Consider the following 18,742-nt stretch of genomic DNA (forward strand, 5'->3'; position numbering starts at 1 on the left):
CAGCAGCCTCGTCCCACAAGTCGGAGCGAACCGGCGGTGAGTTCCCGCGTCTGTCCGAAAACGTGGCGGTAGAGGGGATTACCCGCACCGGCGACGGGACGGAGTGCCGGATACAGCGGCTTCCACCACCGGCACACAGGGAAGCGCCGGCCCTGCCTGCGCCGGGGATCCCAGGGCCCACCCGGCCAGAGTGTCGTTGGGTCGCCCATTCGACTGCCCTCCCGCGCCTGGCATCAGGGAAGAAGTCTCCGAGGTGAGCGGGGCCGGAAGACGTTACGGCCAAGCCCCGTCATCGTGCACGGCACGGACCTCGTCATCTGCCGGCGTGCGTCTCCACCGTCACTGAACCCTCGGCGTCGGCTGGGGCGCGGTGGTCGAAGGCGATCAGCGGGTCCCCGGTGAGCGGGTGGTCGACCACCGCCGCCCTTACACCGAACACCTCGGCCATCAGCTCAGGTGTAAGGACGTCGCGCGGCCGCCCCGAGGCGACCACGGCTCCGGCGTGCAGCACGTGCAGCCGGTCGCACACCGAGGCGGCCGCGTTGAGGTCGTGCAGCGACACGAGCGTCGTACGGCGCTGGGTCCGCAGCAGGGCGAGGAGCTCGACCTGGTGGCGGACGTCAAGGTGGTTGGTCGGTTCGTCCAGGACGAGGACATCCGGGTCCTGCGCGAACGCCCGTGCGAGCAGCACACGTTGGCGTTCGCCGCCGGACAGGTCCGTGAAGCGGCGTCCGGCGTGGCCGTCCATGCCGACGTCCGCCAGAGCGCGGGCGACGACGTCCCGATCGGCCGCGTTCTCCCCGGCGAAGGCCCGCTTGTAGGGCGTACGCCCCATGACGACGACCTCGCGCACGGTCAGCTCGAAATCGCTGCCCCGCTCCTGCGGCAGGGCCGCAACATGCCGAGCCGACTGTACGGGGGTCATCTCCCGGATGTCGGCACCGGCCAGCAGCACCCGCCCGGCCGCCGGCTTCAGATGCCGGTAGACAGTGCGCAGCAGGGTGGACTTGCCGCTGCCGTTGGGCCCCACCAGGCCGGTGATCTCGCCCTCTGCCGCCATCAGGTGGGCACCCGCCACGACCGTACGGCCCGCGTAGGCGACGTGCAGGTCCTCGATGTCGACTCTCAACTGCCGCTCCCCAGACGCCGGTCCAGCAGATACAGCAGGGCCGGGGCCCCGATGAGCGAGGTGACCACGCCGACCGGCAGTTCCTGCGTGTCCATCGCCGTACGGCAGACGATGTCGACCACGACCAGCAGCAGGGCGCCGAACAGTGCGGAGACCGGCAGCAGTCGTCGGTGGTCGCCGCCGACGAGGAGGCGGCAGGTGTGCGGCACCATCAGCGCGACGAAGGCGATCGCGCCGGAGACCGCGACCAGCACACCGGTCAGGACACTGGTCACCGTGAACAGCTCGCGTCGCAGCCGTGTCACGTCGATCCCGACGCCGGCCGCCGTCTCGTCGCCCATCAGCAGGGCGTTCAGACCGCGGCCGCGCGCCTGAAGCCACAGCCCGGCGAGCGGAACCGCCGTCGCGGGCACCGCGAGCAGCTCCCAGTTCGCACCGCTGAGGCTGCCCATGAGCCAGAACAGCACGCTGTGCGTCTGCTGCTCGTCCCCGGCCTGCAACACCAGATAGCTCGTGAAGCCGGACAGGAACTGGCCTATTGCCACGCCGGCCAGGACCAGCCGCAACGGCGCGAATCCCCCGCCACGCCGGGCCACCGCCCATACCAGCGCGAACGTGGCCAGCGCTCCGGCGAAGGCAGCACCGGACACCGTTCTGGAAGGGCCTCAAGAGCCACAAGGGGAAGACGAAGACCAACGGCAAGACCGGGAAGAACAAGCGGTACTACGAGTGGGATTACACGCACGGCGACGTAGAGGTCTATGACAGTAAGGGCAACCACCTCGGGAGTGCGGACCCCATGGGTGGGAAGATATACAAGCCTCGCGTTAACGGAAGGAAAATTCGGCTATGACTTTCGTGGATGACGTACTGCAGGGTCGCGCAGTAATTGACGATCTGGAAGAGTACGGGGAAGCCTGGGATTCCAGCGTGGTGAAGGAATACCATGACTACCTCGGCCTCCTCTGGCCTGAATATGCGATGTGGGTCGAGGAAGGGCAAGTCGTCCTCGAGTACGTCATCAAGGCGCGTCAGGAGCGACTCGATCTTCGCTCATACCTGGCGCGCAACAAGGATGAAAGTCCGACGACCCGAGAGCTCTGGAGCCTGGTCGAGCGATATGCCGAAGAGTGGCGCGAAATCAATTCATAGGGACGCAAAATAGTCCGTACCAGGACTGAAGGTGTCGCAGGGGACTCAAGTCCCCTGCGACACCCTGCCGTGCAGGCTGCGCAGCGGTGGGGAACGATCTTTCCCGTATGCGATCTCTCGGTTTCGGGGCAGTGGGGTAGTAGGGCTTTGTTAGCCTCGATCTTGCATGAGGGTCCGTCAGCTTGGTGACGGACCCTCTCTGCTTGTTCAGAGTGGAACTTTCTGCTTGTGGGCAGGTTGATGGCCCGGCTGTCGCGTCGGGTGGGCGTCGGGTTCCACGGCTCCGAGGTGATGCTGCTCGTAGGGGTGGGACGCTGCGGGTCAGCCAGGGCTTGGGAGGGCATCGAGCCGGGCGAGGGCGCTGGTGATCACGTCGGTCCAGGGCCAGTGCTGTGCCAGGCGGAGGATGCGGCGGCGGCCGGTGGTGACGAGCTGAGCGGCGGCGGAGAACAGCCGCAGGCGCAGTCGGCGGGGCTCCCACCGGCGGGCGGTGCCGGTGAGGGCAAGCATCGGCATCCAGGCCAGCAGGTCCAGAGCAATCTGGACGATCTCCAGCCAGAGCTGGTTCTGCGCGGCGTCGTGCAGGGGAAAGTTGCGCAGGCCGGTGGCTCGTGCGGCGCGTATGCGGTCCTCGGCTCTGGCCCGCCGGCGGTGCCGCAGCTCCAGAGCCGCGATCGCAACGTTGTTGGTGTTGGTGGCAAAGCAGGTCAGGCGCATGCCGTCGGCGTCGGTGAACCGCAGCTGGGCGCCAGGGTGCGGGCGTTCCTTGCGGACGATCAGCCGCATGCCCCTGGGCCAGCCCTTGAGACAGTCGCCGGTAAGTTCGGCGACCCAGGCGCCGTCGCGGATCTCGCCGTCCGGTTCGACCGCCGGCGTCCACGCGCCGGCCGCGATGTTCAGGACGGCGGCATGGATGGCGTCGGTGATGGTCATGCCGACCGAGTACGACAGCCACCGTCCGCGCTGGGCGAGCCAGGCCACGAACTCGTGGGTGCCGCCGCCGGAATCGGTACGGATGAGTGTCTGCCGACCACGCCGGTAGGTCTTCGGCAGCTGGGCCAGGGCGAGGCGGGCGGCAGTGATGTGGTCGGCGGCGGTGTTGGAGCCCGCGTTCCCCGGCCGCAGCACGCCCACCACCGGCTCGCCGGATCCGCCGCGGCCGTGGTCGACGAAGCCCATCAGTGGGTGATGGCCGTAGGTCTTCTTCCAGGTCGCGGCGGCGTCCTGCTTGTCGGAGTGTGCGATGACGAGCACCCCGTCGAGGTCCACGGTCACCTGCCCGTCGGCGTCCGGCGCCGAAAGACCGGCCAACTTCCACACATGCTCGCGTACTTCGGCGCGGGCGGTGCGGATCGCGGTCAGGGCGCGCTTGCCGCCTGCGGCGAGGGTGCCGATGAGACGGGAGACGGTCGGGTCGGAGGCCACCGGCCCGAAGAGAGCGGGTTCGGCCCGCAGCATGGCGACATCGGCCAGGCAGTCCCCGCCGAGTGCGACCGCCAGGGCAACATCCAGAAGGATCTTGCCCGGATCGTGTACTGCACGCGGCTTGCGCCACGGTGCCAGCGCCGCCGATATCGCCGCGTCCAGGCCTGTCTTGCGAGCTGTCTCCACCAGCAGCACAGATCCGGCCTGCCCCACCACGCCACGGCCACCGCCCTCGACATGCACACGCGGATACGACCCGATACGCTTCTTCACCTGAGGAGTGCAGCTTTCTCTGCGACGAACAGGACCCTAGACAAGTCCCATCGTCCCAGGTCAGCGGCACTCCTCGCTTATTTGATCAAGCCTCGGACACCCACACTCGCGAAAGCGCGGCTCTCGCATCAGGGCCGAGGCGACACGTCCGAGACGTAGGGCGGCGGCAAGGGCAGGATTCGAACCTACGTCCACCCGGAGATCGAGCCGGGCGCTCCTCCGCAGAGCTTCCTCGCCGCCGCCCAGATCCTCGTCGGCCGCGGCCGCGCAGGTCAACCCTTTTTCGCGGGGCAGGACTTGCACGTCACAGCCACTCCTGCGCGGCGGCGCGTTTGCCCTGGCCCGAGAACACCCCCGCGGACCGCAGGGCGCTCGCCATCAGCGGATCGGCAACAGCGACGCCGTGCACCAGCTCCGGCGTACGGCGGAACCGGACGGCCTCCGCGGCCGGCCGGGGCCCGGTCCAGCCGCCGGCCACCGGATCGACCCCATGCCGCCGGCAGACCGCCTCGACCAGCGAACGAGGACAATCGGCCTCACCCCGCAGCACCTCCCAGGGCAGCGGCAGGTCCGCCCACACATATGTGTCGGGGTGCAGCCCGCCGCCGCTCATGCGGTGCCAATAGGCCACATCGGCAGCCATGAGCCGGGGTACCTTGCCAGGACAGACACGGTCCAGGATCTCTTCCTCGCCCAGTTCTGTGAGCAGGGCGAACCAATGCGCCCGGGCTGTGCTCCAGGCCTGTGCGGCCTGGTTCCAGGTCGACGAGTCGTTGCCGGGACGCACGATCATGGTGGTGCGCTCGAGACGGCACCGGTTCCAGGCGTCCTCCAGCAGCTCGGCGACCTCCCGCAGGAAGTGGTTCCAGCGCACCAGCAACCGGATGAGATCGTCGTCCGGCACATGCCCGAGCACTTCGGCGGTGGGGTGGACATGCGCAATCGCGTACCAGTCGGTCCGCTCGGGCTCCGCACGCAGCCGTTGGAACAGGGCGTCGGCGACCTCGTCGTACGGCCGCCGCTGCCTGCCATTGGTGAAGACGCTGCGCATGTTGGCGCGGGCGGTGAGATACGCGATGAAGGCCGCGGTGCCCGGATCGGCGGCGAACAGCTCGTACGGGAGGGTGTGCGCGAGGGCCCCCTTGCCGGTCACGGTGACCTCGCGGCGGCGCTGCTCGTGCACGACCCGGGCCAGCTTTGCCTCCATGCGGCGCAGCAGCCTGAAGCGCTTGTTGTACTGGCGCTTGGACATCTCACCGACGCCGGCTTCCGCACGCTCGGCCCGGTTGAGCCGGTCCATGCCGAAGTCGTTCTCCCCGTACTCCCGGCGGATCTCCTCGCCGGCGCGGCGGATCGCCGCCTCGATCCGGGCGGGATCGTCCCCGGCGTCCGACGGAAGCTCCGGAACGCTCTCGAAGAGGGACGCCACGCGGGCGAGTTGGCGCTGCGCGCCGACGGGGCGGGCGAAGTCCTCGAGCATGGACGTATAGCCGTGCCACAGACTGCGCAGCGAGTGCTCGGCGGCCTTGTCGAGGGCCGCGGCGGCGGTGGGATCGATTTCGGTCCGCTGGGCGTTGAACAGGTCCTGAATCAGCTGGGCCACGTCCTCAGGGCGCTTACGGAGCCCGAGAGAGGCGTGCAACTCCCTGAGTATCTGTTCGGCATGGTGCGACGACATGCCGTCGACCCTGCCATCACGCCCGTCGGGCCTCCACCCGTTTATCCGCCGCTGACCCGCCGGGCGGCGGTGTCGGATCACGACGGCCGACTCGAAGCCGCCGGGCCGCCGCGACCGCCGGTACTGACTGCCGCCGCCGTCCGGGCGGGCCGACGGCCCGCCCGGTGAGCCACCCTCGGGCCGGTCTCAGCTTGAAGTTTAACGTCGCTGGTCACTCGACCTGCTGAGATCAGCGAGATCCGGGCATGTGCAGGGCGGCCGTTCGCCACGCTTCGAGATGTCGAGTAACGAAGTGCGAGAGAACGGCCGCTGCCCATGAGTCTGCCCGTCGATCCGTCCACATGCGAGGCGTTGGGCCTGTTGTCCCGCTTTCGGGTCGAGTTCTACGAGTGCCTGTACAGCCGCGCGGATGCGCTCTTCGAGCTCACCGACGCGGTGCTGTGCGCGGACGGGCCGGTGAAAACCCTGGTCGAGCTCTCCTTGGCGGCCGAGCACCGGCGGGGACATGGCGCGCTGTACGCCGCCCTGGACCGTGGCTGGCTGGAGTCGACACGGTTGCGCCGCGCGCTGGCGGGCCTGCCGCTGCCAAAAGCAGCCGACGGACGGATCGTGCTCGCGGTGGACGTGTCGCACTGGCTGCGGCCCGACGCTCCCACCAGCGGCGAGCGGCTGTTCTGCCATGTCTACGGACGCGGCGACCGCAGCTCGGACCAGCTGGTGCCCGGCTGGCCCTACTCCTTCGTCGCGGCCCTGGAGTCCGGCCGCACCTCCTGGGTCGCTCTCCTGGACGCGGTCCGCCTGGGCCCGGCCGACGACGCGACCACTGTCACTTCCGCCCAACTCCGCGATGTCGTCGAGCGGTTGAAGAGCGCAGGCCACTGGAGACCGGGCGATCCGGACATCCTGATCGTGATGGACTCCGGCTACGACGTCGCCTACCTGACCCACGCTCTCGCCGACCTGCCCGTCGTGCTGGTCGGGCGCCTGCGCTCGGACCGCGTCATGCTCCGCGACCCCGGCCCCGCCCGGTCGGGTCCCCGGGGCGGGCGTCCCCGCCGGCATGGCGGCGTCCTCACGTTCAAGAAGCCCGACAGCTGGCACGAGCCCGACGTCACGACCGCCACGGACACCACCCGCTACGGCACGGCCACCGCGACGGCCTGGGACCGGATGCACCCCCGGCTCACCCACCGCGGACCCTGGCTGAACCACGCCAAGGAAGAACTCCCCGTCCTGCATGGCACGCTGATCCGCCTGAAGGTCGAGCACCTACCCGGTGACCGCGACCCGAAACCGGTCTGGCTGTGGTGCTCGGCCACCGCCGCCGCACCAGCGGATGTGGACCGCTGGTGGCAGTCGTTCCTCCGCCGCTTCGACCTGGAGCACACCTTCCGGCTGATGAAACAGACCCTGGGCTGGACCGCCCCGAAGGTCAGGAATCCCGACACGGCCGACCTGTGGACCTGGCTGATCATCGCCGCCCACACCCAACTCCGCCTCGCCCGGCCCCTCGCCGAGGACCTCCGCCGGCCCTGGGAACGGCCCGCGGAACCCCGTCGCCTCACGCCCGCCCGGGTCCGCCGGGGGTTTCGCAACGTCCGCGCGACAGCAGCCCGCCCGGCAAGCGCGCCAAAACCGTCCCGACCAGGCCCTGGACGGCCTCCGGGCTCGAAGAACAAGCAACGGGCCAGGCGCCACGGCGTCGGCAAGACCGTCAAACGCGCCGAATCGATCAAGGAACACCAAGCCCAGCGAGGTTAAACGCCAAGCTCAGGCCTTGTCGTTGTAATGGATTCGCCCCCTATGACAGCCAGGAAGACCTGCGCAAGGTCGACGTCCAGCTCCGTGAAGCCGACGGCCGGTTGCGAGTCCTTCCCCGAGTGCAACCCCTGTTCGCCATACCCCCTCGGCCGCGACGGCCTCCGGCCGTCCGCCTTGCCCCCGGTCAATGGGTCCGATGGCAGCTCAACTACCGCTTCAGCAGCGCACTGGGGATCCGAGACTGGACGTACTGGCTGGACACTTTCAACATCGCCTATGGGCCAGTGAGTGAAGACGTGTTCTTGTCGACGCCCACTGCTTTCATCGACGAGCGAGGGCCGGTCAGATAGCACCACCATTGCGGCGTGATCAAGCACTGGACTCGTCGGCCTCCGCTTCGGCGTGGGCGGGTTGGCCGAGGTCGGCCAGGAGTCTGTCGATGCGTTCGCTGGTGCAGCGGTGGCGTTCGACCTCGCGGTCCCAGCCGCGTTCGGCCGCGTCGCGGGCGAGAGTGAGTTCGACCTCGCGTCGAGCCCGCAGTCGTGGTGCGTATTCGGGTGTGGTGACGAACTTTGCGCAGGTCAGGTAGAGGTCGCACTCGCAGGGGCCTTCGGCGGGTAGCCGGAGACAGCGGCCGAGTTCGAGTCCGGTCTTGAAGAAGTTGGTCTTGAGCCAGTCGATCGACGTGTCCGGCAGTGTGCCGCTGCGCAGTTCGTCGGCGGCCGGGCCGGCGATGGTGGCGCCGGGGCCGAGCACGGCCTGGTAGTCGCGCAGGACCTCCTGGTCACTGATCTGCGCGTAGACGAGCGCCATGTTCACGGAGGTGTGTCCGAGGACCTTCATGATGGTGTGGAGCTTCGCGCCGCGTTCGGCGAGCTGGGTGCCGACGGTGCGGCGGAACCGGTGGGCCGAGACGGTGCCCCGGCCGGTGCCGCCGCGGCCGCCGGGGCGGACCAGGCCAACAGCCTTGCAGGCGGCCTGGACGAAGACGTCGCCCGGCTCTCCCCGCTGAAGCACGCCAACCTCAACGTGCTGGGCCGCTACAGCATCCGCCCTCGGTCCCCGACGACGGCGGCCTGCGCCCACTGCGCGACCCGATCGCGACCGGGCTCGACGACGAGGACGGCGCGGAGGACTGGCGAGGCCTTCTCCTCAGGCCTTCGGGCTCTCCTCCAGCCAGGTCGGATCTGCAACGAGAGCCTGCAACTCGTTGACGAGCCGTGTCGAGTGAAACCCGTCTGCGGCGGCGTGGTGCACCTGTACTGCCAGGGGGAGCAGGACCCTGCCGTCTCGCTCGGTGTAGCGGCCCAGCGTGAAGATCGGCGCGAGGTGGTCCCACCCGTTGCCGATGTTGAGGTTGAACCCAGTGAAGGACGCCCATGGGAGGCTCGACACGTCGAACGCGTTGGCCGGCAGCTCCCCCTGTGGGAAGAAGTCGGTGGCGCGACTGTGCTCCGCGAGCAGAGGGGCGGCTACGTCGTGGAACGCGCCGAAGTCGGAATCATAGGCGGCCCACACGCACGCGAACGTCTCGCGTTCCGGGTTGAATACCGTGAAAGCAGGGTGCACGACAGGCCAGACGGCCGGCTCACCCGACGCGGTGAGACACATCTTGAACTCATCGTGACGGTTGACGACCGTGGAGAGTGCCCAGACCTGCGCAATGTAGGACTTGCGCTGCGATCGACGCAGTGCCGCAGTGAACGCGGTTACGTCCAACTCCACCGTCATCGAGTACGTGCACGGAACGAGCCGGCGATAGTGCTCGAAGTGCTGTCGGCGCGGCCACGTGTCAAGGTCGATCGGGGTAGGAGCGTCCATCCGCTCATCATGTCAGCCGTCGAGATGGGGACCCAACCGATTGTCGAGACCGCCGGTTCGGACAGAGAGCCGGAAGTCGATCAGTGCTTTCCCTCGCGAGCGTCGGCCACGACCTGACACCTGGTCACTGTCAGAAACAACCCCCTGCGCCGCCGCGCGAACGGGGAGACGGACCTCAGGTCAGGGCCCTGGGGTCATTCAGCGGGTTTCTCCCAGATCGATACATGCCGACTGCTCTCGCTGGTGAAGGGCTCCCCCGTCCATCCGTCCCACCGCTCACGCAACCGCAGTCCGGCGAGCTGAGCCATCAGGTCGAGTTCTGCCGGCCAGACGTACCGGAAAGGGATCGATCTGTACTCACCACGCCCGTCGACGACCTTGACATAGTTCGAACTCATCGCCTGGGTGGCGACGTCATAGATATCGAACGCCCATCGCGTCGGGCTGACGTGGAACGGCACGACGTTCTGCCCCGCCGGGAGCTTTCGCAGATCAGGGGTCATGACCTCGATGACGAAACAGCCACCGGGGTCAAGGTGGGCCGCGACGTTACGGAAGCAGGCCACCTGCTCCGCCTGCGTCGTCAGATTCATGATCGTGTTGAAGACCAGATAGGCGACCGAGAAGGTCCCGCTCACCTTGGTCGTCGCGAAGTCTCCGATCGTCACACCGATCGCATCACCGTCCGGCTTGGCACGCAGCCGGGCAACCATCGCCCGCGACACATCGATGCCATGGACCGGAACTCCCCTGCGTGCCAGCGGCAACGCGATACGCCCCGTCCCGATGCCCAGTTCAAGGGCCCGACCACCGTCGGCGAGCCCCGCCAGAACGTCGACCGCCGGGTCCACGACGCTCGACTCGAACATCTCCGCCGACGACTCGTCGTACGTCGCCGCAACGCTCTCTCCGAAGTAACCGTCCTCGTCGTCCACGGCCGGACCGTACTGCGGAAGGCACCTCCAACGCCTCCGAGTTTTCCCGGCAGTCACAGCTGCGAGGCCGACCTGAGCACACCGCGTCGGCTCAGTCCTGAGTTTCGGCTCCCGACAGGCAACACAGACTGTCCGTATGACAGACGAGCCGACCGTTCAGCTGCTGGACCGCTTCCTGGATGCTGTCCGGCCCATGGGATCGCTGATCTCGGTGTGGGCGCACGGGTCGCTGGCCGGAGGTGACTATCAACCGGGCCGTAGTGACCTCGACTTGATCGCCGTTCTTGAACGCCCCTGCTCGTCCGAGGAGGAAGAGTGGCTCGGCGAAGTGCATGAGCGCCTGGCGAAAGCTGTCCCCCTGGCATCGAAGCTGCACTGCAGCTACCTCGTGGTCTCCGAGCTGGATGATCCCGCCCATCCGCATCTCACCTGGGCCCACGAGGAGTTGATGCTCCGACCCGTCACCCCGGTGACCCGCCGTGAGCTTCATGAGTTCGGGATCGTCCTGCACGGCCGGCCGCCGGCGGCCCTCCTGCCGCCGGTGACCGATCGAGAACTCGCCGACTTCATCACCGAGGACCTGAAGAGTTTCTGGCGGTCTGCCCCGGATCACCCGGAGCTGTGGCTGCGCGATGTCTGGGTCGACCTCGGCCTGCTGACCCTCGCCCGGGCCGGGGTCACACTGCGGACCGGCAAACTGATCACCAAGGCCGAGGCTCTCGACGTACTCATCGAACTGGGCGCCCCGGCAGAGGTCGTGGACGACATCAGGCAACGCCGTTACGGCGACCCCGCCCCCGCGTCAGCACAGTGGCTCGCGCGCAGAGCCGAGCTGACGCTTGCCTTTCTCAGCCCCGCAATCGACCGGATCCTGGCAAGCCACCGCGCCTGACGAGTGGCCGCGTCGCGGTCGGGGCACCCCACGATGCTCTCGGCCGGTCCCAAAGTCGTAACCCCGGTCGGCGTACAGGCGCCGGGGCTTGCTACGCGGGCGTCCCGTAGGCCCCGGATCCGTGGGACGGCGTCCAGCAGCGGCAGAAACCGGGTGACGTCGGGCCCGGCAACCAGTCAGCGAGTGTGGATTCATCTCGAACGGGTTCGCCGGGAGGCTCGTGCTGGCACCGGACATCGGGCCTCTACTGTGGCGGATCCGGACCGACGGCCTGATCCGCAAGGCGCTGAGCACCGCCTTCAGCCGCCCCGGCTATGAGGTCCCGCAGCAGATCGTGGACGACGTGCGGGCCATGACACTCCACGGATCCGTCGCGACGTCGCAGGGCGCCGACGCCTACATGAAACAGCGCCCGGTCCCGGCGAGACTGACTGCCCTCGGGAAGCCACTACTGGTCATCTTCGGCGAGGAGGACCGCAGGTGGCGACCGTCCTCTGCCACCGACTACACCGCCGTTCCGGGTGCAAGGGTCGAGACGCTGCCCGGCCTCGGCCACTCACCCATGCTCGAGGACCCACAACAAACCATGGCGCTCCTCCTGCCCTTCCTCGAAGCCCACGCCCCGGACCTGAACCAGGGGGTGCTTACTGACCGTTCAGAATGAACCGAGCCCGCGATACTGCGCTTGGCAATCTTGGTCAGCACGCTGTGCGGGTGCGTGCTGATCTCGTTCCGGACGACCTGTGCCGGGAGCGGAGGAAATCCGGTGCTGCCCTCTCAGCCGTGGGGCTAGGATCCCGGGCTGATGATGCATGAGAACGAGGTCCAGACCGACGTCGCTTTGGTGCGGCGGCTGTTGACGCTGCAGTTTCCGCGGTGGGCGGACTTGCCCCTCAGGGCGGTGCACTCGGCGGGCACCAACAACGCGATCTATCGGCTCGGGGACGACATGGCGGTCCGCCTTCCCCGTATCGAGGATGCCGTCGAGCAGGTGGAGTTCGAGCAACGCTGGCTGCCACGGCTGGCTCCTCTCCTGCCCGCCGCCGTGCCCGAACCGATCGCCCTGGGACGGCCAGGAGAGGGGTATCCCTTCTCCTGGGCGGTCAGCCGCTGGATCGACGGCGTGCACCCGGCGGATGCAGGGCGCGATGGGCACCGGTTCGCCAAGGACCTCGGCGAGTTCGTCGCAGCGATACGCACGGCCGATGCCGCCGGGGCGCGGCAGGGCTACCGGAGCGGGTCTCTTCGCACCCGCGATGCCTACGTACGGGAGTGGACCGCCAAGGCGGCCGATGTCATCGACGCCCGCGCTGTCCTCACCGCCTGGGAACATGCCCTCGACCAGCCGGAGTGGGACGGACCGCCGGTGTGGACGCACGGCGATCTCATCCCGGGCAATGTCCTGGTCGACGGCGGCGGACTCCGCGCAGTGATCGACTTCGGTGCGGCGGGCGCGGGTGACCCGGCCTGCGACGCGATCGCGGCGTGGACACTGCTCACCGCAGAGACACGGCAGACCTTCCGGGAAGCAGCCGGGTTCGACGACGCGACCTGGGCCCGCGGGCAGGGCTGGGCACTGACATTCGTCGGCGGGATCACCTACTACCGCCACACCAACCCCGCCATGGCCGAGCTGGGACGACGCGCCATCACCGAGGTCCTTGCGGATCCGGCCCGGTGAATCGCACACCCGTCCAGGCCCAGTCGCTGCCTGCAGCCTGAGCGCTGAGCGGACGCGCCCGGGCCGCTTACGCGACACGGGCCTCGTACGAACCCAGCAACGCCGCCCGGGCGGCGGCCGCCCCTCGCGCCGTCACCAGGGTGCCGTCGGCCTCCGCCCGGTCCTGGCGGCACTCGCCGCACAGCTTCTCATCGGCCACTGGCCGGAACAGCCGGGGCTGGACATGCGCACCCGCGCACTCCCGCATCTCCGCGACCCGGGGGCGCGGCGGATCGGCCGGCGCCGGGGCCACGTCCCGCAGCACATGGCGCACCAGCCCACCCGGCCGGTGAATGGCCCGCCCCTGCCCCGGCAGCCCTCGCCGGATCGCGTCCCGGACGCTGCCGACCGTGTGGCCGCACGCCAGCCACTCCGCGGCCAGCGCCGCCAACTGCGGCAGCATGCCGCGCGGTACGCGCAGCCGCGGGTCGAGGGCGTCCAGACCCTCGACGACACGCCGCGCCTCTGCTGAAGGCGATACCACCGGCGCGGGATGGTGGGAGGTGTTCTCCACAAGGGTGTTTTCTGGATGACGTCCGGCGGCCCGGCCAGTCGGCTGACCGGCGGCCGGAGGATCGTCCGCCGGTGCCCCGTCCCGCACCCATACTGCCTCTTCGGCCGTCAACGGCACATTGGACACGAGCTGAACCGTCGCCCACAGCCCACGCGCGCCCTGCCGTCGCCACTCGTGCAGGTATCCCTCGGTCTTCAACTCCCGCTTGGCCCGCAGGAAAGCGCCCTTCTTGATCCCGGCGCGTTCGGCGGTACGCGACAGCGGCTCGTCCGCGCCGTCGGGCAGCGACAGTTGCCAGGCCAGCAGCCGTACGGCATCGGAGGACAGACGCGGATGGCGGATGATCTCGTTCGGTACCTGCGAGAAGAAACGCGCAGGCGCGGTAGCATGCCGAAGCATCCCAGTGCTCCTTCTTCAGCACTCGGTGGTGTAGGCCCTCGCCGCCGGTTGCCGCCGACGACGGGGGCCGCTCCATATCCGCGTACGGAAGCGGAGCAGTGGTCGCGCTCACCGTACATCACGGGACGCGCACACAGGATCACTTTCCGTCAATACGACCACACTTGGGGCACCGGCAGAGCGGATAGCGTCCAGCCGTCTCGATCGGTGGTGCACCGCGCTCGGGCCGGTACGTCCGCCTCTCCCCCCAGGTCCGCCCGCCGTCGCGCGAGACGCGCACAGTGATGTACGCGCCGATGCCCGTCACCACCGTCCCCCGTACCTCTTCGCCTTCTGCCGCAGCCATTCCTTCACGCGCTCCGCCTCTTCCAGTGAGGCCGCGCGCAGGTCGTACGCGCTCACGGTGGCCACGAAGTACACGAATCTGACGCGCCGCAGTTCACCTTCGACACCGATCACCTTGCCGGGGCCGTAAACATCCGTGCCCGTATGCGCGACGTACGCGCCCTGCCCATGCAGCGTTGCCATCGCATCGCCCCTCACTTGTTGTGCCGAACCAGTCACAGAGTGAGGTCATCGCAGGTACGCTCGCCAGAGGGCCGAGCTTGACAAGGGGATTGGCACACACCGGAGTTGCGTATGGCAATCGAAGACAACCCCGAATCCCGCACGAAGTACGGCGAGGAGCTGCGACTCAGGCGCGAGGCCGCCGGGCTCACCCAGGAGGAACTGAGCCAGCGCGCGATCATGTCACGCACGCACATCGCCCACATCGAGGCGGGCCGACGCAGACCATCAGCGGACGACGCGCGACGACTCGACCAGGTGCTTCAGACAGGCGGGGTCTTCGAGCGCTTCCTGCCCGCCCTCAGGGAGGGAAGGGTCGCCGAACACTTCGCCGAGGCAAGGGAGTTGGAGCAGCAGGCGACGGCGATCAGGGTGTACGCCCCCAAGCTGGTGCCCGGCATCCTCCAGACGGAGACGTACGCACGGGAAGTGCTCGGCTCGGGTTTCCCTCCCAAGACCGATGAGGAACGTGACAAGTTGCTCGTCGCACGCCTCGAACGCGCCCGCATCCTCGTCGACTTCAGGTCCCCTGTCGTCTGGACACTGTTCGACGAGGCGGTACTACGGCGCCCGGTCGGTGGCCCAGCGGTCATGTGCGACCAGCTCCGTCACATCGTCGAGCTGGGCGAGCGCCGCCGCATCCGCGTCCATGTGCTCCCCTTCTCGGTGGGCTATCACGCACTGCTGGAGGGCTTCGTCTCGCTGATGTGGTTCGAGGACCTGCCACCCGTCGCGTACGTGGAAGGCCTGAAGACGGGCCGGGTCCTGGAGGTTCCATCCGTGGTGCGCGCGTGTCAGGTGGCCTACGATCACGCCATGGGCGACGCACTGTCGCACCGCAAGTCCCTGGCGCTGATCAGATCGATTGCGGAGGATTACGAGCATGCGCAGCAGTAGTGAACACGTCAGCATCCCCGACGCCTCGGCCCTGCCGATGTGGCGCAAGTCCACATATAGCGGCGGCAGCAGCGGCGACTGCCTGGAGGTCAGCGATGCGTATATCGCGGCCTGGCGCAAGTCCACATACAGCGGGGGCGACAGCGGCGACTGCCTGGAGGTCAACGACACCTGCCCCGCCTGCGTCCCGGTCCGCGACAGCAAGAACCCCCATGGTCCGGCCGTGGTGTTCACCTCACCGGCCTGGACGTCCTTCGTGGCCGCCGTCAAGGACGCTGACCTCGGCCCTGCCTGAACCTTGCCTCCGGCCGTAGGTTCTGCGTCCGGCGGATCAAGGCGTCGTAGGCTCCGGGCCATGCACAGCACCCGCCAGTGATCACGATGCTCCGCGTCGGGCTCCACCCGAGGCCGGGCAGCATGGACGGGCGTCCGGCAACAACCGTTGCATTTGCCCTTACTGTTGGTCCGTCAGCTCCTCGCAACCCACCCCAACAGCTTTCCCCGAACTTGATCAAGATTTGACGCATCCCTAACCTGTTGCGCATGGGCACAGGGGGACACGTGATCGACGGAAGATTCCAGCTGATCGAACAGCTCGGAAGCGGGGGAATGGGCACGGTCTGGCGGGCGACCGACACCGTGCTGCACCGGGAAGTCGCGCTCAAGGCCGTGCGGTCGGACGCGGAGGCGTCGGACGTCTCGCGCGAGCGCGTACTGCGCGAGGCACGGGCACTCGCCCGGCTCAACCACCCCAACGTCGTGACCATCCATCACATCGTCGACGCGGATCCCCACCCGTGGCTCGTGATGGAGCTGGTGTCCGGACCCTCCCTCCAGGAGCGGCTCGCGGCCGGCCCGATGACGCCCGTGGAGGCGGCCCGCACAGGCCGCCAGGTGCTGGCCGCGTTGAGGGCCGCCCATGCAGCCGGCATCCACCACCGGGACGTCAAACCCGCCAACGTACTCATGCGCGCCGACGGAACGGCCGTGCTCACCGACTTCGGGATCGCAGGGCTGCGGGGCTCCACCTCGCTGACGGCCACCCATGAACTCGTCGGCTCACCCGAGTACATCGCGCCCGAGCGCATTCGCGGCCACGACGACCACCCCGCGTCCGACCTGTGGTCGCTCGGCCTGGTGCTGTACGTATGCGTGGAGGGCGTCAGCCCGCTGCGGCGGGCGACGACGTTCGCCACCCTCGCCGCAGTGTTCGACGAACCGGTGCCGTCGCCGGTGCGCTCCGGCCCGCTCGCACCCGTACTCCAGGCGCTACTGGTACGCGACCCGGCGGCCCGCCCGAACGCGGAGCAGCTGGACGCAATGCTGGCGCAGGTGGAATCCGCCCAGACGCCGGACTGGGCGCAGCCGACGGTCACCGCTTCGGTACCGCCGTCCCTTCCTCTCGGGCACCCACCCACCCAGCTGGACACCCCGAGGCCCGCCCCCGCGCCGGACCGGCCGCGAAACCGAATAGTCGTCGTCGCTGCCGTGACCGCCGCGGCGTTGGCGGCCACGGCGACGACCGCGCTGGTGCTCACGCTGCGCGATCAAGGAAACGACGAGGCGAGCGGGAAGGTGGGCTCTTCGCCGAGCACGACGTCCTCGCAACCCGCGACCACCGCCCCGAGCTCCGCGCCCGCGCAGACTCCCACCGCAACGGAAGACCCAACGGCGGACGCAACGCCGGAACCGACGGCAGATGCGACGGCGGACCCGACAGCCGACCCGACGGCTGAGGCGACGCAATCGGCCGCCCCGGTCAAACAGCCTCCCCAGTCAGGCGGCCACTGGATCGCCCAGCTCTATTCCGAGCCCGTCAGCTCGGGCCTCGCCGCGCGTGATCAACGGCTCGCCAAGGTTCGGCAGTCGGTGCCCGAAGCGCAGGTTCTCCGCAGCGACGACTATGCGTCGCTGAACCCGGGTTACTGGGTGATCTACGCCCCGGGCCCGTTCACCGACGGCCGCTCCGCACTGTCCTTCTGCGCGGAGCGCGGCAGAACCACGGACAACTCGTGCATCGGCCGCTACCTGAGCACGAGTTCGGCCGACCACTCCCTCCAGTGCCACCCCCCGGTCGGCCGGCCGACCGGCCGCTGCTCCCGTTCCTAGCGCGTTCCACCACAGGAAATGGGTTCTGTTGGTCCCCGACGGGCGGTGTCGCCCGTCGGAGTTCCACCTCACGCCCGACCAGGCCGAAGGTCATGGCCGGGCTGCATCGGCGGGCTGTTCTGTGGCCACGTCGAAGGCAAGGGCGCTCAGGAAGGCCAGGGCGAGCATGGCCGGCGTGATGTGCCGGTGCCAGGAGGTCCAGTGCCTGACCTGGTAGTGGTCGAGTCCGACCCGGCCCTTGGCGGCCTGGTGAGCGAGCCGACCGCCATCCTCCTCATCGGGATCACCGGCTCCAGGAAGACGAGCCTTGCCCAGGCCCTGGCCGACCGCGGCCTGCCCCGCCTCAGCGTCGACGAGGAGATTGGACCAGTCGGTTCGGCATGGTGTCCATGCTGCCGCAGTACCCCCGGGGTCAGGCGGCAGGCGTGTCCCAGACGGTGATCTCCAGACGTCCCGTGCCCTGGACCGGCGCGGTGAGGACGCGAAGGTAGGCTGTACGGCCCTCGCCGGTCAGCAGGCAGAACCGGTCGCCAGGCTTGACCTCCGTGGTGTAGGTGCCGTTGGTCCGGACACTCTCGGCGCACTGCGTGGCCGTCGGCGCGGCACCCGAGGCCGGCAGCGGGGCCAGGTTCTCGGCATATCCCGGCACGGACAGCTCCACGGACCCGGTCGGCGCCCCGAAGGTGACGTCTGCGCCGGCGATGTCCGAGCCCGTGACGGTCGGTTCCGTGGTGTCCAGGTCGACGGAGGACCCGCGGTTGGTCGTGTCGGCCGCCACGGCCTTCGGCCCGAACACCGCGCGCACGGTACCGGCGGTCTCGGTAGGCTGCTCGGGAGCATCGGACCCCGTCGCGGCGGTGGACCGTGTGGGCGCCGGCTCCACGCTCTTGTCATTGGTGTCGCCGGAGGAACCGGACCGGCTCACCAGCACCGTCACGAGGATCCCCACGAGCGGAATCACGATCCCCACGACCCACCAGGCCCAGCGCGGCTGCTGGTGCGACCCATCCGGCGGACCCGTCGACGTGGTGTACTCCCCGGTCATGTGCTCCCCGTCTCCCCTTGGATGCCAGCGATTACCATAGCCACACAGGCGCGCCAAGGAGTACATCGAGAACCAGAAGCGCCCCGCCTGAGCGGGGCAGCATTCCGAAGCGACACGGCGGCGCTCCGCGCCGCCCGGCTCAGGATGCGATTCCTCCCGGGCGTGAACGCCCGGGGCCCTCGCAAGGACAGGCTGGAGATCGTGCGGTGGCCGCACCCAGGACTCAGCCCTTCTGGCCGGTCCGCCACCTCAGTAGCTGTTCGTGGCACCAGCTCGTCCCACGGGCCTCGGTCTCTGCGGGAGCGCTCGCACCACCAACACCAACGAGTGGTCTTTCGGATGGTGTTGACGCCCGGCGGCTCTGGACGGCGGTGCCGCTCACCGTCGCTCCCTGCTTGGGCTGCCAGACTGGGCAGGAAGAGACG

At 68.8% G+C, this 18,742-nt stretch carries 19 protein-coding genes, 1 tRNA gene and 2 pseudogenes; 10 read left to right on the plus strand and 12 right to left on the minus strand.

From position 1 onward, the window contains the following. Window positions 1-313: 313 nt before the first annotated feature. Together ABD858_RS03550 and ABD858_RS03555 are read right to left on the minus strand one after the other, a co-directional pair. Window positions 314-1,129, minus strand: a complete 816-nt coding sequence (locus tag ABD858_RS03550) for an ABC transporter ATP-binding protein (protein ID WP_345034503.1) — start codon at window positions 1,127-1,129, stop codon at window positions 314-316. After that, window positions 1,126-1,779: pseudogene (locus ABD858_RS03555) on the minus strand (FecCD family ABC transporter permease); the annotation flags it as partial. The pseudogene ABD858_RS03555 and the gene ABD858_RS03550, both read right to left, overlap by 4 nt. On the opposite strand from ABD858_RS03555, the gene ABD858_RS36715 reads away from it, so the two are divergent. Both ABD858_RS36715 and ABD858_RS03560 read left to right on the plus strand, forming a co-directional pair. After that, window positions 1,668-1,982, plus strand: coding sequence for a colicin E3/pyocin S6 family cytotoxin (locus ABD858_RS36715; protein ID WP_425586147.1), 315 nt, complete (start codon window positions 1,668-1,670; stop codon window positions 1,980-1,982). The pseudogene ABD858_RS03555 and the gene ABD858_RS36715 sit on opposite strands and share 112 nt — an antisense overlap. Continuing rightward, window positions 1,979-2,281 carry a hypothetical protein gene (locus ABD858_RS03560; protein ID WP_345034504.1) on the plus strand — a complete coding sequence of 101 codons (303 nt, stop codon included), beginning with the start codon at window positions 1,979-1,981 and terminating at the stop codon, window positions 2,279-2,281. The genes ABD858_RS36715 and ABD858_RS03560 overlap by 4 nt, the downstream gene beginning before the upstream one ends. Window positions 2,282-2,602: 321 nt before the next feature. Here the strand turns inward: ABD858_RS03560 and ABD858_RS03565 are convergent, their stop codons facing one another. The 3 genes from ABD858_RS03565 to ABD858_RS03575 all read right to left on the minus strand — a co-directional run bounded on the left by ABD858_RS03565 (window position 2,603) and on the right by ABD858_RS03575 (window position 5,657). Continuing rightward, the gene (locus ABD858_RS03565) at window positions 2,603-3,979 is read right to left on the minus strand and encodes an IS1380 family transposase (protein ID WP_345034505.1); all 1,377 of its coding nucleotides are present in this window, start codon (window positions 3,977-3,979) and stop codon (window positions 2,603-2,605) included. A gap of 164 nt (window positions 3,980-4,143) precedes the next feature. After that, window positions 4,144-4,216: transfer RNA gene (locus ABD858_RS03570), tRNA-Ser, on the minus strand. 67 nt (window positions 4,217-4,283) lie between these two features. Next, entirely contained in the window at window positions 4,284-5,657 is a 1,374-nt protein-coding gene (locus ABD858_RS03575; protein ID WP_345034506.1) for a hypothetical protein, read from the minus strand. 315 nt (window positions 5,658-5,972) lie between these two features. On the opposite strand from ABD858_RS03575, the gene ABD858_RS03580 reads away from it, so the two are divergent. Beyond that, a complete protein-coding gene (locus tag ABD858_RS03580; protein ID WP_345034507.1) occupies window positions 5,973-7,418 on the plus strand; it encodes an NF041680 family putative transposase in 1,446 nt (481 codons plus the stop codon). Further along, entirely contained in the window at window positions 7,385-7,768 is a 384-nt protein-coding gene (locus tag ABD858_RS03585; RefSeq protein ID WP_345044251.1) for a hypothetical protein, read from the plus strand. The genes ABD858_RS03580 and ABD858_RS03585 overlap by 34 nt, the downstream gene beginning before the upstream one ends. 19 nt (window positions 7,769-7,787) lie before the next feature. Here the strand turns inward: ABD858_RS03585 and ABD858_RS03590 are convergent, their stop codons facing one another. The 3 genes from ABD858_RS03590 to ABD858_RS03600 form a co-directional block, all read right to left on the minus strand. Continuing rightward, window positions 7,788-8,435: a tyrosine-type recombinase/integrase gene (locus ABD858_RS03590; RefSeq protein WP_345034508.1), complete on the minus strand. Its 648-nt coding sequence runs from the start codon at window positions 8,433-8,435 to the stop codon at window positions 7,788-7,790. A gap of 135 nt (window positions 8,436-8,570) precedes the next feature. After that, window positions 8,571-9,239 carry a type A chloramphenicol O-acetyltransferase gene (gene catA, locus ABD858_RS03595; RefSeq protein ID WP_345034509.1) on the minus strand — a complete coding sequence of 223 codons (669 nt, stop codon included), beginning with the start codon at window positions 9,237-9,239 and terminating at the stop codon, window positions 8,571-8,573. A 194-nt stretch (window positions 9,240-9,433) separates the two neighbouring features. Next, window positions 9,434-10,174, minus strand: coding sequence for a class I SAM-dependent DNA methyltransferase (locus ABD858_RS03600; protein WP_345034510.1), 741 nt, complete (start codon window positions 10,172-10,174; stop codon window positions 9,434-9,436). Between the two features lie 136 nt (window positions 10,175-10,310). On the opposite strand from ABD858_RS03600, the gene ABD858_RS03605 reads away from it, so the two are divergent. From ABD858_RS03605 to ABD858_RS03620, 3 genes are all read left to right on the plus strand, one after another. Beyond that, a complete protein-coding gene (locus ABD858_RS03605) occupies window positions 10,311-11,066 on the plus strand; it encodes a nucleotidyltransferase domain-containing protein (protein ID WP_345034511.1) in 756 nt (251 codons plus the stop codon). Window positions 11,067-11,286: 220 nt separating this feature from the next. Next, window positions 11,287-11,730 (plus strand): alpha/beta fold hydrolase, encoded by a 444-nt coding sequence (locus ABD858_RS03615; RefSeq protein WP_345034512.1) that lies wholly within the window; start codon window positions 11,287-11,289, stop codon window positions 11,728-11,730. A 141-nt stretch (window positions 11,731-11,871) separates the two neighbouring features. Next, window positions 11,872-12,747, plus strand: coding sequence for an aminoglycoside phosphotransferase family protein (locus ABD858_RS03620; protein WP_345034514.1), 876 nt, complete (start codon window positions 11,872-11,874; stop codon window positions 12,745-12,747). 67 nt (window positions 12,748-12,814) lie between these two features. On the opposite strand, the gene ABD858_RS03625 is transcribed toward ABD858_RS03620, so the two are convergent. Further along, window positions 12,815-13,699, minus strand: coding sequence for a hypothetical protein (locus tag ABD858_RS03625; protein WP_345034515.1), 885 nt, complete (start codon window positions 13,697-13,699; stop codon window positions 12,815-12,817). A gap of 303 nt (window positions 13,700-14,002) precedes the next feature. After that, the gene (locus ABD858_RS03630) at window positions 14,003-14,227 is read right to left on the minus strand and encodes a hypothetical protein (protein ID WP_345034516.1); all 225 of its coding nucleotides are present in this window, start codon (window positions 14,225-14,227) and stop codon (window positions 14,003-14,005) included. 111 nt (window positions 14,228-14,338) lie between these two features. Between ABD858_RS03630 and ABD858_RS03635 the strand changes: the two genes are divergently transcribed. From ABD858_RS03635 to ABD858_RS03645, 3 genes are all read left to right on the plus strand, one after another. Then, entirely contained in the window at window positions 14,339-15,163 is an 825-nt protein-coding gene (locus ABD858_RS03635; RefSeq protein WP_345034517.1) for a helix-turn-helix domain-containing protein, read from the plus strand. After that, on the plus strand, window positions 15,150-15,458 hold the full coding sequence (locus ABD858_RS03640) for a DUF397 domain-containing protein (RefSeq protein ID WP_345034519.1): 309 nt from the start codon (window positions 15,150-15,152) through the stop codon (window positions 15,456-15,458). Before ABD858_RS03635 ends, ABD858_RS03640 begins: the two co-directional genes overlap by 14 nt. 248 nt (window positions 15,459-15,706) lie before the next feature. After that, window positions 15,707-17,272 (plus strand): serine/threonine-protein kinase, encoded by a 1,566-nt coding sequence (locus tag ABD858_RS03645; protein ID WP_345034520.1) that lies wholly within the window; start codon window positions 15,707-15,709, stop codon window positions 17,270-17,272. A gap of 138 nt (window positions 17,273-17,410) precedes the next feature. Here ABD858_RS03645 and ABD858_RS03650 read toward each other — a convergent pair. Then, window positions 17,411-17,521: pseudogene (locus tag ABD858_RS03650) on the minus strand (IS701 family transposase); the annotation flags it as partial. A 163-nt stretch (window positions 17,522-17,684) separates the two neighbouring features. After that, window positions 17,685-18,317: a hypothetical protein gene (locus ABD858_RS03655; RefSeq protein WP_345034521.1), complete on the minus strand. Its 633-nt coding sequence runs from the start codon at window positions 18,315-18,317 to the stop codon at window positions 17,685-17,687. Window positions 18,318-18,742: the final 425 nt, after the last annotated feature.

The organism is Streptomyces sannanensis, assembly GCF_039536205.1.
GTDB lineage: Bacteria > Actinomycetota > Actinomycetes > Streptomycetales > Streptomycetaceae > Streptomyces > Streptomyces sannanensis.